Annotated in this window: 15 protein-coding genes; 7 read left to right on the top strand and 8 right to left on the bottom strand. The window is 58.8% G+C overall.

Annotated elements, in window-relative coordinates; genetic code table 11:
* Window positions 1–126: 126 nt before the first annotated feature.
* From ACMGF9_RS15450 to rlmC, 7 genes are all read left to right on the top strand, one after another.
* Window positions 127–606, top strand: coding sequence for a YbjN domain-containing protein (locus tag ACMGF9_RS15450; RefSeq protein ID WP_004938666.1), 480 nt, complete (start codon window positions 127–129; stop codon window positions 604–606).
* Between the two features lie 405 nt (window positions 607–1011).
* Window positions 1012–2121, top strand: coding sequence for a spermidine/putrescine ABC transporter substrate-binding protein PotF (potF, locus tag ACMGF9_RS15445; RefSeq protein ID WP_118892262.1), 1110 nt, complete (start codon window positions 1012–1014; stop codon window positions 2119–2121).
* A gap of 122 nt (window positions 2122–2243) precedes the next feature.
* Entirely contained in the window at window positions 2244–3377 is a 1134-nt protein-coding gene (gene potG / locus ACMGF9_RS15440; RefSeq protein ID WP_049187444.1) for a putrescine ABC transporter ATP-binding subunit PotG, read from the top strand.
* A gap of 24 nt (window positions 3378–3401) precedes the next feature.
* Window positions 3402–4364, top strand: a complete 963-nt coding sequence (potH, locus tag ACMGF9_RS15435; RefSeq protein WP_414160310.1) for a putrescine ABC transporter permease PotH — start codon at window positions 3402–3404, stop codon at window positions 4362–4364.
* The gene (gene potI / locus ACMGF9_RS15430) at window positions 4361–5206 is read left to right on the top strand and encodes a putrescine ABC transporter permease PotI (RefSeq protein ID WP_004938644.1); all 846 of its coding nucleotides are present in this window, start codon (window positions 4361–4363) and stop codon (window positions 5204–5206) included. The genes potH and potI overlap by 4 nt, the downstream gene beginning before the upstream one ends.
* Before the next feature lie 104 nt (window positions 5207–5310).
* The gene (locus tag ACMGF9_RS15425; protein WP_015377294.1) at window positions 5311–5790 is read left to right on the top strand and encodes a YbjO family protein; all 480 of its coding nucleotides are present in this window, start codon (window positions 5311–5313) and stop codon (window positions 5788–5790) included.
* A gap of 69 nt (window positions 5791–5859) precedes the next feature.
* Window positions 5860–6987, top strand: a complete 1128-nt coding sequence (rlmC, locus tag ACMGF9_RS15420; RefSeq protein WP_414160309.1) for a 23S rRNA (uracil(747)-C(5))-methyltransferase RlmC — start codon at window positions 5860–5862, stop codon at window positions 6985–6987.
* Here rlmC and ACMGF9_RS15415 read toward each other — a convergent pair.
* The 8 genes from ACMGF9_RS15415 to ACMGF9_RS15380 all read right to left on the bottom strand — a co-directional run bounded on the left by ACMGF9_RS15415 (window position 6984) and on the right by ACMGF9_RS15380 (window position 12235).
* Window positions 6984–7268 carry a type II toxin-antitoxin system RelE family toxin gene (locus ACMGF9_RS15415; protein ID WP_015377296.1) on the bottom strand — a complete coding sequence of 95 codons (285 nt, stop codon included), beginning with the start codon at window positions 7266–7268 and terminating at the stop codon, window positions 6984–6986. The two genes, rlmC and ACMGF9_RS15415, sit on opposite strands and share 4 nt — an antisense overlap.
* On the bottom strand, window positions 7258–7509 hold the full coding sequence (locus tag ACMGF9_RS15410; protein ID WP_004928423.1) for a type II toxin-antitoxin system Phd/YefM family antitoxin: 252 nt from the start codon (window positions 7507–7509) through the stop codon (window positions 7258–7260). Before ACMGF9_RS15410 ends, ACMGF9_RS15415 begins: the two co-directional genes overlap by 11 nt.
* Before the next feature lie 101 nt (window positions 7510–7610).
* On the bottom strand, window positions 7611–8345 hold the full coding sequence (gene artJ, locus ACMGF9_RS15405) for an arginine ABC transporter substrate-binding protein (RefSeq protein WP_015377297.1): 735 nt from the start codon (window positions 8343–8345) through the stop codon (window positions 7611–7613).
* Window positions 8346–8543: 198 nt separating this feature from the next.
* Window positions 8544–9212 (bottom strand): arginine ABC transporter permease ArtM, encoded by a 669-nt coding sequence (gene artM, locus ACMGF9_RS15400; protein ID WP_015377298.1) that lies wholly within the window; start codon window positions 9210–9212, stop codon window positions 8544–8546.
* On the bottom strand, window positions 9212–9928 hold the full coding sequence (gene artQ / locus ACMGF9_RS15395; protein ID WP_004928413.1) for an arginine ABC transporter permease ArtQ: 717 nt from the start codon (window positions 9926–9928) through the stop codon (window positions 9212–9214). The genes artM and artQ overlap by 1 nt, the downstream gene beginning before the upstream one ends.
* Window positions 9929–9937: 9 nt before the next feature.
* Window positions 9938–10669 (bottom strand): arginine ABC transporter substrate-binding protein, encoded by a 732-nt coding sequence (artJ, locus tag ACMGF9_RS15390; protein ID WP_004928409.1) that lies wholly within the window; start codon window positions 10667–10669, stop codon window positions 9938–9940.
* 32 nt (window positions 10670–10701) lie between these two features.
* On the bottom strand, window positions 10702–11430 hold the full coding sequence (artP, locus tag ACMGF9_RS15385) for an arginine ABC transporter ATP-binding protein ArtP (protein WP_414160308.1): 729 nt from the start codon (window positions 11428–11430) through the stop codon (window positions 10702–10704).
* Between the two features lie 262 nt (window positions 11431–11692).
* The gene (locus ACMGF9_RS15380) at window positions 11693–12235 is read right to left on the bottom strand and encodes a lipoprotein (protein WP_015377301.1); all 543 of its coding nucleotides are present in this window, start codon (window positions 12233–12235) and stop codon (window positions 11693–11695) included.
* Window positions 12236–12263 lie beyond the last annotated feature (28 nt).

Below are 12263 nucleotides of genomic sequence, written 5' to 3'. Positions count from 1 at the left end.
GGTGCGCCTTTCCCGCCGTGCAATATCTGAATTAGTGAATTAAGCCGCATTGATCGTGGCGTATCGGGTGAATATTCCGTAAGCTATGCGCCTTTTCGCGTATTGAATATTGTGAGGCTGGTTATTATGGATTCACTCATTGTCCCCGATTTGGCGCTGTTGCGGCGCTGGCTGGATCAGTCGGGCATTTCTTTCTTTGAGTGCGATTCCTGCCAGGCGCTGCACCTGCCGCACATGCAGAACTTCGACGGCGTGTTCGACGCCAAGATAGATCTGGTGGACAACGTCATTCTGTTCTCCGCGCTGGCCGAAGTGAAGCCGACCGCGCTGATCCCGCTGGTGGCGGACCTGAGCCAGATCAACGCCAGCTCGCTGACCATCAAGGCGTTTGTTGACATTCAGGACGACAACCTGCCGAAGCTGATCGTCTGCCAGTCGCTGAGCGTGGCGGTCGGCATCACCTACGAGCAGTTCACCCACTTCATGCAGCAGGGTGAAGAGCAGGTCTCGATGGTGATCCTCGAGGCGCGGGCGAACGATCTGCTGTTTATGGGTGACGAAGAAGAGATCCCCGCTGGCGCCGTGCGTCAGCCGATGCTGCACTGATCCTCGCCATACCTTAAGCATGCCGTCGCTCCGGCGGCATGCTGCCGTGACTCCCCTCCGCAATTAAATATTCTGCACTTTGGCCTCTGCCGCCCGATCTTTCTCGGCTTTTACGCCGTTAATGGCGTATCACATAGAGAAAAATTGCATAAAAAATCGATAAAAGGCGTTTTTTACCCTGGGGGCTGGCGGGTTGCGATGGCAGCGGCTATGCTGCTGATTCTGCAAAGGGCTTGCGATTTCCCTTGTGACCACGCGAGCAGGGCAGTGAAAAAGGCGCATGCAATCATATGCATAGCCATTCAGTTCGCGGTTGCAACGATTGCGCTCAATCAGGAAAGGTTTTGTATCGCTGCAGATACAAGTTCAATTCTATGATTCACCCTGTTTTGGAGGAAGTTACGGATGGTCACCCAACGTAAAAAGTGGTTATCGGGTGTGGTTGCCAGCCTGTTGATGGCCGCGTCCGTCAATGCGTCAGCCGAAGAGAAAACGCTGCACGTGTATAACTGGTCCGACTATATCGCGCCGGATACCCTGGCCAAATTCCAGAAAGAAACCGGTATCAAAGTGGTGTACGACGTCTTTGACTCCAACGAAGTGTTGGAAGGCAAACTGATGGCGGGCAGCACCGGTTATGATCTGGTGGTTCCTTCATCCAACTTCCTCGAACGCCAGTCGCAGGCCGGCATCTTCGAACCGCTCGACAAGAGCAAAATGCCCAACTACAAGAATCTCGATCCCGAGATGCTGAAGCTGGTTGCACACAACGACAAAGACAACAAATACGGCATCCCATACCTGATGGTGACCACCGGCATCGGCTATAACGTCGACAAGGTGAAGGCGGCATTGGGCAAAGACGCGCCTGTCGACAGTTGGGATCTGATCCTCAAGCCGGAAAACCTCGAGAAGCTGAAAAGCTGCGGCGTCTCCTTCCTCGATGCGCCGAGCGAGGTTTACGCCACCGTGCTGCACTACCTGGGCAAGGATCCCAACAGCACCAATGCGGCGGACTACACCGGCGCGGCCAACGATCTGCTGCTGAAACTGCGGCCGAACATTCGTTACTTCCACTCTTCTCAGTACATCAACGATCTGGCTAACGGTGATATCTGTGTGGCGATCGGCTGGTCCGGCGACGTGATGCAGGCGGCCAACCGCGCCAAAGAGGCGAAGAACGGCGTGAACGTGGCCTACGCGATCCCGAAAGAGGGAGCGCTGACCTACTTTGACATGTTCGCCATGCCGGCGGACGCCAAGAACAAAGACGCCGCGTACCAGTTCCTGAACTTCCTGATGAAACCTGACGTGATGGCGGGCATCAGCAACTATGTCTATTACGCCAATGCGGTGAAAGACTCCACGCCGCTGGTGAACGCCGAAGTGCGCGAGAACCCGAACGTCTATCCGCCGGCCGATCTGCGCGCCAAGCTGTTCACGCTCAACGTGCAGTCGCCGAAGCTGGACCGTGTCATTACCCGCGCATGGACTAAAGTTAAAAGCGGGAAGTGATGATGGGGGGATCCCCCCCATCGTCGGTAAACCGGCAGGCGGGCGCTCCCCGCCTGCATTGCCGTTTTGGGCCACGGCGCTCGCCGTGGTTTTGTGCCGCTTTACGCCGGAGAGCACCCCGATTGAACGACGCTATTCCTCGTCCTCAAGCCAAGTCGCAGAAGGTTTTCACCCCTCTGCTGGAAATCCGTAACCTCACCAAAACCTTCGACGGGCAGAATGCGGTCGAAGACGTCAGCCTCACCATCTACAAGGGCGAGATCTTTGCGCTGCTTGGCCCGTCCGGCTGCGGCAAGTCCACCTTGCTGCGCATGCTGGCCGGCTTTGAACAGCCGACGGAAGGGCAGATCGTGCTCGACGGGCAGGATATGTCGCACGTGCCGCCGTACCAGCGGCCGATCAATATGATGTTTCAGTCGTACGCGCTGTTCCCGCACATGACCGTGGAGCAGAACATCGCGTTCGGCCTGAAGCAGGACAAAATGCCGCGGGCGGAGATCGCCGAACGGGTGGCGGAAATGCTGGCGCTGGTGCACATGCAGGAGTACGCCAAACGCAAACCGCACCAGCTTTCCGGCGGCCAGCGGCAGCGGGTGGCGCTGGCGCGCAGCCTGGCCAAGCGGCCGAAGTTGCTGCTGCTGGATGAACCGATGGGCGCGCTGGACAAGAAGCTGCGCGATCGCATGCAGCTGGAAGTGACCGACATTCTCGAGCGCGTCGGCGTGACCTGCGTGATGGTGACGCACGATCAGGAGGAGGCGATGACCATGGCGGGGCGTATCGCCATCATGAACCGCGGCAAGTTCGTGCAGATCGGCGAGCCGGAAGAGATCTACGAGCATCCGAACAGCCGCTTCAGCGCCGAGTTTATCGGTTCGGTCAACGTCTTCGACTGCGTGCTGCAAGAGCGCCACGACGATGCGCTGATCCTGCAAAGCCCCGGGTTGCGCCATGCGATCAAGGTGGATCCGGACGCCTCGGTGGTGGACGGTGTGCCGATCCAGGTGGCGCTGCGGCCGGAAAAGATCCTGCTGTGCGAACGGGTGCCGGAAGACGGCTGCAACTTTGCGGTGGGGGAAGTGGCGCACATTTCCTACCTGGGCGATCTGTCTATCTACCACGTGAAGCTGCACAGCGGGCAGATTATCAGCGCCCAGCTGCAAAACGGCCATCGTTTCCGCAAGGGGATGCCCACCTGGGGCGATGAAGTGCGTCTGTGTTGGGAAACCGACAGCTGCGTCGTGTTGACGGTGTAGTAGAGCCGGTGAGGAGTAACCCGTATGACCCTGCTTTCTGAACGCACGCCGGAACCGCCGGCCAAAACGCCCTCCACCCTCAAGGCCCTGTTCCATCGCCTGCTGATGGCTCACGGCCGCAAGCTGGTGATCGCATTGCCGTATTTATGGCTGACGCTGCTGTTTATGCTGCCGTTCCTGATCGTGTTCAAGATCAGCCTGGCGAAGCTGGCGTTGGCGGTGCCGCCCTACACCGAGCTGATGAGCTGGGTGGACGGCAAGCTAAACATTGCGCTCAACTTCGCCAACTACCTGCAGCTGACCGACGATCCGTTGTATATCGATGCCTACCTGCAGTCGCTGCGCGTGGCGGCGGTCTCGACGCTGTGTTGCCTGATCATCGGCTATCCGTTGGCCTGGGCGGTGGCGCACAGCAAGGCGTCGACCCGCAACATTCTGCTGTTGCTGGTGATCCTGCCTTCCTGGACTTCGTTCCTGATCCGCGTCTACGCCTGGATGGGGATCCTGAAAAACAACGGCACGCTGAATAACTTTCTGATGTGGCTAGGGGTGATCGATCAACCGCTGGTGATCTTGCACACCAACCTGGCGGTGTATATCGGCATCGTTTATTCCTATCTGCCGTTTATGGTGCTGCCGATTTACACGGCGCTGATCCGGCTGGATTACTCGCTGGTGGAGGCGTCGCTGGATCTGGGCGCCCGGCCGCTGAAAACCTTCTTCAGCGTGATCGTGCCGCTGACGCGCGGCGGCATCATCGCCGGTTCGATGCTGGTGTTCATTCCGGCAGTGGGGGAGTTCGTGATCCCGGAACTGCTCGGTGGGCCGGACAGCATCATGATCGGCCGCGTGCTGTGGCAGGAGTTCTTCAATAACCGCGACTGGCCGGTGGCCTCGGCGGTCGCCACCATCATGCTGCTGTTGCTGATCGTGCCAATTTTGTGGTTCCACAAACACCAGAACAAGGAAATAGGGGGGCAGGAATGAACAACTTGCCGGTAGTGCGTTCACCGTGGCGCATCGCCATCCTGACTGTCGGCTTTACCTTCCTGTATGCGCCGATGCTGATGCTGGTGATCTACTCCTTCAACAGCTCCAAGCTGGTGACGGTGTGGGCCGGCTGGTCCACGCGCTGGTATAGCGAACTGTTCCACGATTCGGCGATGATCAGCGCGGTGGGGCTCAGCCTGACCATCGCCGCCGCCTCCGCCACCGCTGCGGTGGTACTGGGGGCCATCGCCGCCGTGGTGATGGTGCGATTCGGCCGCTTTCGCGGTTCAACCGGCTTCGCGTTTATGCTGACCGCGCCGCTGGTGATGCCGGACGTGATCACCGGCCTGTCGCTGCTGCTGCTGTTCGTGGCGATGGGGCATGCCTTCGGCTGGCCGTCGGAACGTGGCATGTTCACTATCTGGCTGGCGCATGTCACCTTCTGTACCGCTTATGTGGCGGTGGTCATCAGTTCGCGTCTGCGCGAGGTGGATCGCTCGATTGAAGAGGCGGCAATGGATCTGGGGGCGCCGCCGCTGAAGGTGTTCTTCGTCATCACCTTGCCGATGATTGCGCCGGCGCTGATCTCCGGCTGGATGCTGGCGTTCACCCTGTCGCTGGATGACCTGGTGATCGCCAGTTTCGTCTCCGGCCCGGGCGCCACCACGCTGCCGATGCTGGTGTTTTCCAGCGTGCGCATGGGGGTGAACCCGGAAATTAACGCGTTGGCCAGCCTGATCCTGCTGGTGGTGGGCATCCTCGGCCTGATCGCCTGGTGGTTTATGGCGCGCTCGGAAAAACAACGATCGCGTGAATTGCAGCGGGCGGCCCGTAGCTGAATCGTAACAAACCTGCTATTTTTGCAATCAATAAATATTGCAACTAACTACCTGACTTTACATGCGCCACCTGTATAGGTGGCGCGTCGTAGCGGAACACGGATATGTCAGACATGCTGAAAAGCGGGCAGGGAATGGGATCGACTTCGGATGCGCCGGTGCCGGTGATGGTGGCGGGCACCGCCATGGTGGCGATCAAGTGCATCAGCGTGGTGCTGCTGCTGGGTGAGCTGGGCGTCGACGGCGCGCAGGAGTTCGTCAACACCAGCGCGCAGGCGTGGGATTCCACCTTTATCTTTCTGGCCGGCCTGATGCTGCTGTGCCTGCAAATCAGCTGCGGCTTTGCGGTGATGCGCGGCCGCAATTGGGGGCGCTGGGGCTATGTGGTCTGCCAGTGCATCGTGGTGCTTTACCTGCTGCTGGCCACCATCGGCAGCGTCTTCCCCGAGGTGTTCACCGTGGAGGGGGAAACCAGCGGCCAAATCCTGCACGTTCTGATCCTGCAAAAGATCCCCGACGTGGTGATCCTGGCGTTGCTGTTCGTTCCTGCCGCCAGCCGCCGCTTCTTCACCGCGCGCAAGTGAGATTTTAGGCGCGCGGAGTGGTAAACTCTGCGCCCTTAATTCGTCATCCTGAACTTCACGGTAATCTTCATGCATTGCGCTTTGTATACGGCGGGCACCTGCCGTTCCTGTCAGTGGCTGGAAAAGCCCTATCCGCAGCAACTGGCCGACAAACAGCATCACCTGCAATCGCTGCTGGCCGGGCGCGACGTCGCGCAGTGGCTGCAGCCGGTGGCGGGGGAACTGAGCGCATTTCGCAATAAAGCCAAGATGGTGGTCAGCGGCAGCGTGGAGCGACCGCTGCTCGGCATGCTGCACCGCGACGGCACGCCGGTCGATCTGAGCTACTGCCCGCTGTACCCCGCCGGCTTTGCGCCGATGTTTGCTGTGCTGAAAAGCTTTATCGCCCGCGCCGGCCTGACGCCGTATAACGTGGCGCGCAAACGTGGCGAGCTGAAATACCTGCTGCTGACCGAAAGCACGCTCGACGGCGGCGTGATGCTGCGTTTCGTGCTGCGCTCGGAAACCAAACTGGCACAGCTGCGCGCCGCGCTGCCGTGGCTGCAGCAGCAGCTGCCGCAGCTCAGGGTGATCTCCGCCAATATTCAACCGGTGCATATGGCGATCATGGAAGGGGAGCGCGAGATCGCGCTGACCGAACAGCAGGCGCTGGAGGAACAGTTCAATCAGGTGCCGCTGTTCATCCGCCCGCAAAGCTTCTTTCAGACCAACCCGCAGGTGGCCGCCGATCTGTATGCCACCGCCCGCGACTGGGTGCGCGCGCTGGGTATCGACAGCATGTGGGATCTGTTCTGCGGCGTCGGCGGTTTCGGTCTGCACTGCGCGCAGCCGCAGACGCGCCTGACCGGCATCGAAATCAGCGCGGAGGCGATCGCCTGTGCGCGCCAGTCGGCGCAGCGGTTAGGGTTGTTGCAGGTAGATTTTCAAGCGCTCGATTCCACCCGCTTCGCCACCGCCGAAGGCCAGGTGCCGCAGCTGGTGCTGGTCAATCCGCCGCGGCGCGGCATCGGCCAGGCGCTGTGCGACTATTTGAGCCGGATGGCGCCGGACTATATTCTGTATTCGAGCTGCAACGCCGAGAGCATGGCGAAAGATATCGAGATGTTGCCGGGGTATCGCATCGAACGGGTGCAGCTGTTCGACATGTTCCCGCATACCTCGCACTACGAAGTGCTGACGCTGCTGGTGCGGCGTTAAAGGCGCTTTTTGGCAGCCGTGTAAGCCGCTGAACGTTCGCGTTTGCCCACAGACAGGACCAGAACCACGATCTCCGTTTCCATGACGCGATATACCAAACGAAAGCCTGAGGCTCTGAGTTTGATTTTGTAGCAATCAGGCAAACCGGCGAGTTTGTTGGCGGGGATGTGGGGATTAACCAGCACCGATGCCAGCTTTTTTTTGAACTGTTCCCGGATCACCGGGGACAGTTTTTTAAATTCCTTCAGCGCATGTTCTTCGAATTCAAGCTTATAAGTCATCCAAATTGACCTTAATGCGTTTGCCGTTCATCCGTGAACGAACGATTTCAGCGAGTTCGATATCTTCCAGGTACTCCGCGATCGCCTCCCAGGTTTCCGGAGAGACGTAATATCCCGAAATCTTACCGTTGGTCAGGACGGCGACCGGTTGCCCTTGTGCCTCTTTAAGGGCGGCGTTGGGCGATTTCTTAAAATCGCTGATGCTGACTGCCGAGTCGGCAAGAATGGGTTGAACCGTCATGATGTTATCCTTGATGCTAAATTCAGTATTAAATTTAGCACTAACCGGATGGGGTGGCAATTAGATGGAGCCGCCGAAGGAGGGCGACTCCACACGCGGACTTACTGCGGGAACCACTTGTCGTTGATGGCTTTGTAGGTGCCGTCGGCCTTGATGGCGTCCAGCGCGGCGTTCAGCTTGGCCAGCAGCGCCTGGTTGTCTGGGCGCACCGCGATGCCGAGACCGGTGCCGAAGTATTGCGCATCGGTGATGTGCTCGCCCACCGGCGCCAGCTGCGGGTTGGTTTTCAGCCATTCGTTCACCACGGCGGTGTCGCCGAATACGCCGTCGATGCGGCCGTTTTTCAGCTCCAGAATGGCGTTCTGGTAGCTGTCGTAAGAAACGGTGTTAATCTCCGGATGCTTGTCCTGCATGTATTTCTGGTGGGTGGTGCCGTTTTCCATGCCGAGCTTTTTGCCTTTCAGATCCGCCAGCGAGCTGAACTTGCCTTTTTGCGCGATCACGATCGCCGAGTTGGCGTAGTAAGGCTGGGTGAAAGCGACCTGTTTGCTGCGCTCCGGCGTGATATCCATGCCGGAAATCACCGCATCGTATTTCTTGAATTTCAGCGCGGCGATCAGGCTGTCGAACGCCTGGTTGGTGAAGGTGCACTGCGCCTGCATTTGCTTGCACAGCGCGTTGGCCAGATCGATATCGAAGCCGACGATCTGGTTGTTGGCGTCGAGCGATTCGAACGGTGGGTAGGTGGCGGAGGCGGCGAAGCGGATGGTTTCGGCCGCGGTGGCGTTAAAGGTCATCCCGGCTAACATCGTCGCGGCAAGCAGCAGTTTTTTCATGCGTAGAGCTCCTGTCTGGATCCTGAAAGTGATTATTCGCTATCGTTTGTTTTTACTGGTAATCGCCAGAGGTTTTTGCGCGAATGCCTGTTGTTAACCCTGCCATTGAGTGAATTAAAATGCAATATAAATGATTAAGTATTGCCTTGAGGATAAAAAAAGCCCCGCACAATGGCGGGGCTCATGGGGGCGGCGGCCTCAGTTGCGACGCTCAAACGCCAGCGCGCGACGCTCCACCAGGCGCATCAGCAGCGTCAGCAGGCCGTTGACGCACAGGTACACCAGGCCGGCGGCGCCGAACACCATCACGTCGTAGGTGCGGCCGTACATCAGCTGGCTGTAGCCCATCACTTCCATCAGCGTGATGGTATAGGCCAGCGAGGTGCTTTTGAACACCAGCACCACTTCGTTGGAGTAAGACGACAGCGCGCGCTTGAAGGCGAACGGCAGCAGAATGCGCAGCGTCTGCCGGCGCGACATGCCAAGCGCTTCGCACGATTGCCACTGCCCGGCGGGAATGGCGCGCACCGCGCCGTAGAACAACTGCGTGGTGTAGGCCGCGCTGTTCAGAGCCAGCGCTATCATCGCACACAGCCAGGGCTGCGACAGCAGGTTCCACAGCCAAGGGTAGTCGCGGATCGCCGGGAACTGGCCGGGGCCGTAGTAGATCAGGAAGATCTGCACCAGCAGCGGCGTGCCGGTGAACAGCGTCACATAGGCCTTGACCAGCGGCGTCAGGATCGGCGTTTTCAGCGTCAGGATCACCGTCAGCAGCAGCGACAGCACCAGCGCGACGATCAGCGCGGCGACGGTCAGCGTCAGGCTGGTGTGCAACCCTTTGAGGATCTCCGGCAAATATTCAATCATCAGGCCGGCCCCCGCTCAAAGCGCGTGGCGCGCAGCTCAATGCGTTTGATGACGTATTGGCTGAACAGCGTCACCAGCAGGTAGATGGCCGCGGCGATCACATACCAGGTAAAAGGCTCCTGGGTGCGGGTAGCGATGCTCTTGGTTTGCAGCATCAGATCGTTCACGCTGATCAGCGACACCAGCGCGGTGTCTTTCAACAGCACCAGCCACTGATTGCCGAGGCCGGGCAGGGCGTGGCGCCACATCTGCGGCATGATCAGGCGAAAGAAGATCGCCGCCTTACTCAGTCCAAGCGCCTGACCGGATTCCCACTGCCCCTGCGGCACCGCTTTGAGCGCGCCACGCAGCGTCTGCGAGGCGTAGGCGGAATAGAGCAGGGCCAGGGCGATCACCCCGCACAGGAACGGGCTGACTTCGAAATTGTCGATCGCCAACTGAATCGGCAGCTGGAACAGACCGAGGTTGAGGGTAAAGCCGTCGGAGAGCATCAGCAGCAGCTGCGACGAGCCGAAATAGATAAACAGCACCACCAGGATTTCCGGCAGGCCGCGCAACACGGTCACCCAGGCGGTGCCGAGCCAGCTGACCGCTTTCCAGCGGGACGATTCCCATACGGCGAACAGCATCGCCAGAATCAGCCCGAGGATCAGGGCGCAAACGGCAAGGCCGACGGTCATGCCGGCGGCGCTTGCTAAAGGTTGTAATTCATTCATTTGGGCGTATTACTGCTGGAACCATTTTTTGTAGATGGTTTCATAGGTCCCATCCTGCTTGATCTTGTCCAGAGCGGCGTTGAACTTGCCCTGCAGATCGGTGTTCTTCTGGCGCACCGCGATGCCAAGGCCGGTACCGAAGTAGTCTTTGTCGGTCACTTTGGCGCCCACTGCCGCCAGCGCGTCATTCTGCTTCAGCCACTCGTTGACCACCGCGGTATCGCCGAACACCGCATCAACGCGGCCGTTCTTCAGATCCAAAATGGCGTTCTGATAGCTGTCGTAAGGCACGGTGGTGATTTCCGGGTGCTTGTCGGTCAGGTATTTCTGGTGGGTGGTGCCGTTTTGCACGCCGACTTTCTTGCCTTTCAGCGCCGCCACGTCGGCAATTTTGCCTTTCTGCGCGATGAACAGCGCCGAGTTATCGTAGTAAGGCTTGGTGAATAGCACCTGCTTCTCACGCTCCGGCGTAATGTCCATACCGGCCATCACCGCATCGAAACGCTTGAACTTCAGGCTCGGGATCAGGCTGTCGAACGCCTGGTTGGTGAAGGTACACTCGGCCTGCATTTCTTTGCACAGCGCGTTGGCCAGATCGACATCAAAACCCTGAATCTTGTTGCCGGCGTCAATAAATTCAAACGGAGGATAGGAGGCTTCGGTAGCGAAACGGATGGTTTCGGCTGCGGAGGCGGAAACGCTGATGCCGGCCAGAACGGCGGCGATTATTAGTTTTTTCATCGCAAACTCCCCAAATTACAGCAAGTTAATTGTTAGTGTGATAAGTAATTAGCAAACTCGGTGGTCCGCGGCTGCGTGAAGTGGCTGCTGTCGCCTTGCTCCACTACGTGGCCGTTTTCCATGTACACCACGCGGCTGGCTGTTTTGCGCGCCACTTCCACTTCGTGGGTGACGATCACCTGCGTGATGCCGGTGCCGGCCAGTTCGCGAATGATGCTGACGATCTGGGCGGTGATTTCCGGATCCAGCGCTGCGGTCGGTTCATCGAACAGCAACACCTGCGGCTCCATCATCAGGGCGCGGGCGATCGCCACGCGCTGCTGCTGGCCACCGGAAAGGTGCAGCGGGAAGCGATCGGCGAAGTCGGTCAGGCGCAGACGCTTGAGCAGCTTGTCGGCGCGCTCCATCGCCTGAGCCTTGGTCAGACCCAGCACGCGGCAAGGTGCCTCGATCAGGTTCTGAACCACGGTGAGGTGAGGCCACAGGTTGTATTGCTGGAACACCATGCCGACATTTTGCCGCAGTTCGCGAATGGCTTTCTCGCCCGGCGCCTGCCTGAAGTCGAATTGGTTGCCGGCGATCTGCAGTTGGCCCGAACGCGGCATTTCCAGCAGGTTCAGCACCCGCAGCAATGAACTTTTCCCGGCGCCGCTTGGGCCAAGCAGCACCAGGGTTTCCCCGGCTGGACATTCCAGCGTGATGTCAAACAGCGCCTGGTGAGCGCCGTAATAGCAATTGATATCGTTAAGTTGAATACTCATGCGCCAGAATTGAATAGACATTGATGCCGCAAATGTTAACTTCCACAGAATACTTATGCAATCTTTGTGCGTTAAAATTTATGAGTGTGCGGCGGGACAGTAAAAGATTAGCACAAGATACCGCGACTCAAGCCGAGGGAGGGGATTTGTGGTGCAGGCTGTGAGATCGGTAGCGAAATTTTTTCTATTGGACGAAATTCGAGCGGTAGACGGGCGGCGGGATGACCGACGCGGCAAGCCCGCGTCGGCCGGGGGAAGCGGGTTACTGGTTTTCCAGCACCTGGCGTACGCTGCCGTTGGTGGCGTGCGCTGGAACATTCAGGTAGCGAATATCATCAACCACCCAGCAGGTGCCTTCGCGCACCATCAGCACTTCGTCCTGCCAGTTCACGGTGCTGTTGGCGTCTTTCTGGTAGCTCAGGTCAACGCGCAGCGGGATGTTCTTCGCATCGGTGTTAGGAATGGTCGAGGCGCTGGCGACGGATGCGCTGCTTGGCCCCTGCGCATTGCCGGAGAACAGATCGCCGGTAATCTGATGCTTGCCCGGGTTTTGAGCGGTGCTGACCAGATCCTGATACAGCACTTTGCTCAGATAAGGCTGCAGCTGCGCCAGGCGGTTGCTGTCCGGCAGGCCGGCGCCCTGCTGGATGCGCAGGTCATAGAACTTTTGCGCGACCGTATCCGGGCCGCCTTCCACACAGCTGCCGCTGCGGGTGCCGATATCCTTGTATGCCGGTTCCACCGTGGTACAGGCACTCAGCAACAGCGCTAAGGGTAAAACAGCCGCAATCGTTTTTGTTTTCATCTTATTACCTTATGTGAAAGTCTCTACC

It is taken from the genome of Serratia sp. BNK-23 (genome assembly GCF_047456145.1).
In the GTDB taxonomy this organism is placed as follows: Bacteria; Pseudomonadota; Gammaproteobacteria; order Enterobacterales; family Enterobacteriaceae; genus Serratia; species Serratia nematodiphila.
This window is presented reverse-complemented; position numbering and strand designations above follow the sequence as displayed.

Excerpts from the sequence above, each read along its gene's own strand:
- ACMGF9_RS15450 (WP_004938666.1), top strand. The coding sequence starts at position 127 with ATGGATTCACTCATTGTCCCCGATTTGGCGCTGTTGCGGCGCTGGCTG.
- potF (WP_118892262.1), top strand. The coding sequence starts at position 1,012 with ATGGTCACCCAACGTAAAAAGTGGTTATCGGGTGTGGTTGCCAGCCTG.
- potH (WP_414160310.1), top strand. The coding sequence starts at position 3,402 with ATGACCCTGCTTTCTGAACGCACGCCGGAACCGCCGGCCAAAACGCCC.
- potI (WP_004938644.1), top strand. The coding sequence starts at position 4,361 with ATGAACAACTTGCCGGTAGTGCGTTCACCGTGGCGCATCGCCATCCTG.
- ACMGF9_RS15425 (WP_015377294.1), top strand. The coding sequence starts at position 5,311 with ATGTCAGACATGCTGAAAAGCGGGCAGGGAATGGGATCGACTTCGGAT.
- rlmC (WP_414160309.1), top strand. The coding sequence starts at position 5,860 with ATGCATTGCGCTTTGTATACGGCGGGCACCTGCCGTTCCTGTCAGTGG.
- ACMGF9_RS15415 (WP_015377296.1), bottom strand. The coding sequence starts at position 7,268 with ATGACTTATAAGCTTGAATTCGAAGAACATGCGCTGAAGGAATTTAAA.
- ACMGF9_RS15410 (WP_004928423.1), bottom strand. The coding sequence starts at position 7,509 with ATGACGGTTCAACCCATTCTTGCCGACTCGGCAGTCAGCATCAGCGAT.
- artJ (WP_015377297.1), bottom strand. The coding sequence starts at position 8,345 with ATGAAAAAACTGCTGCTTGCCGCGACGATGTTAGCCGGGATGACCTTT.
- artM (WP_015377298.1), bottom strand. The coding sequence starts at position 9,212 with ATGATTGAATATTTGCCGGAGATCCTCAAAGGGTTGCACACCAGCCTG.
- artQ (WP_004928413.1), bottom strand. The coding sequence starts at position 9,928 with ATGAATGAATTACAACCTTTAGCAAGCGCCGCCGGCATGACCGTCGGC.
- artJ (WP_004928409.1), bottom strand. The coding sequence starts at position 10,669 with ATGAAAAAACTAATAATCGCCGCCGTTCTGGCCGGCATCAGCGTTTCC.
- artP (WP_414160308.1), bottom strand. The coding sequence starts at position 11,430 with ATGAGTATTCAACTTAACGATATCAATTGCTATTACGGCGCTCACCAG.
- ACMGF9_RS15380 (WP_015377301.1), bottom strand. The coding sequence starts at position 12,235 with ATGAAAACAAAAACGATTGCGGCTGTTTTACCCTTAGCGCTGTTGCTG.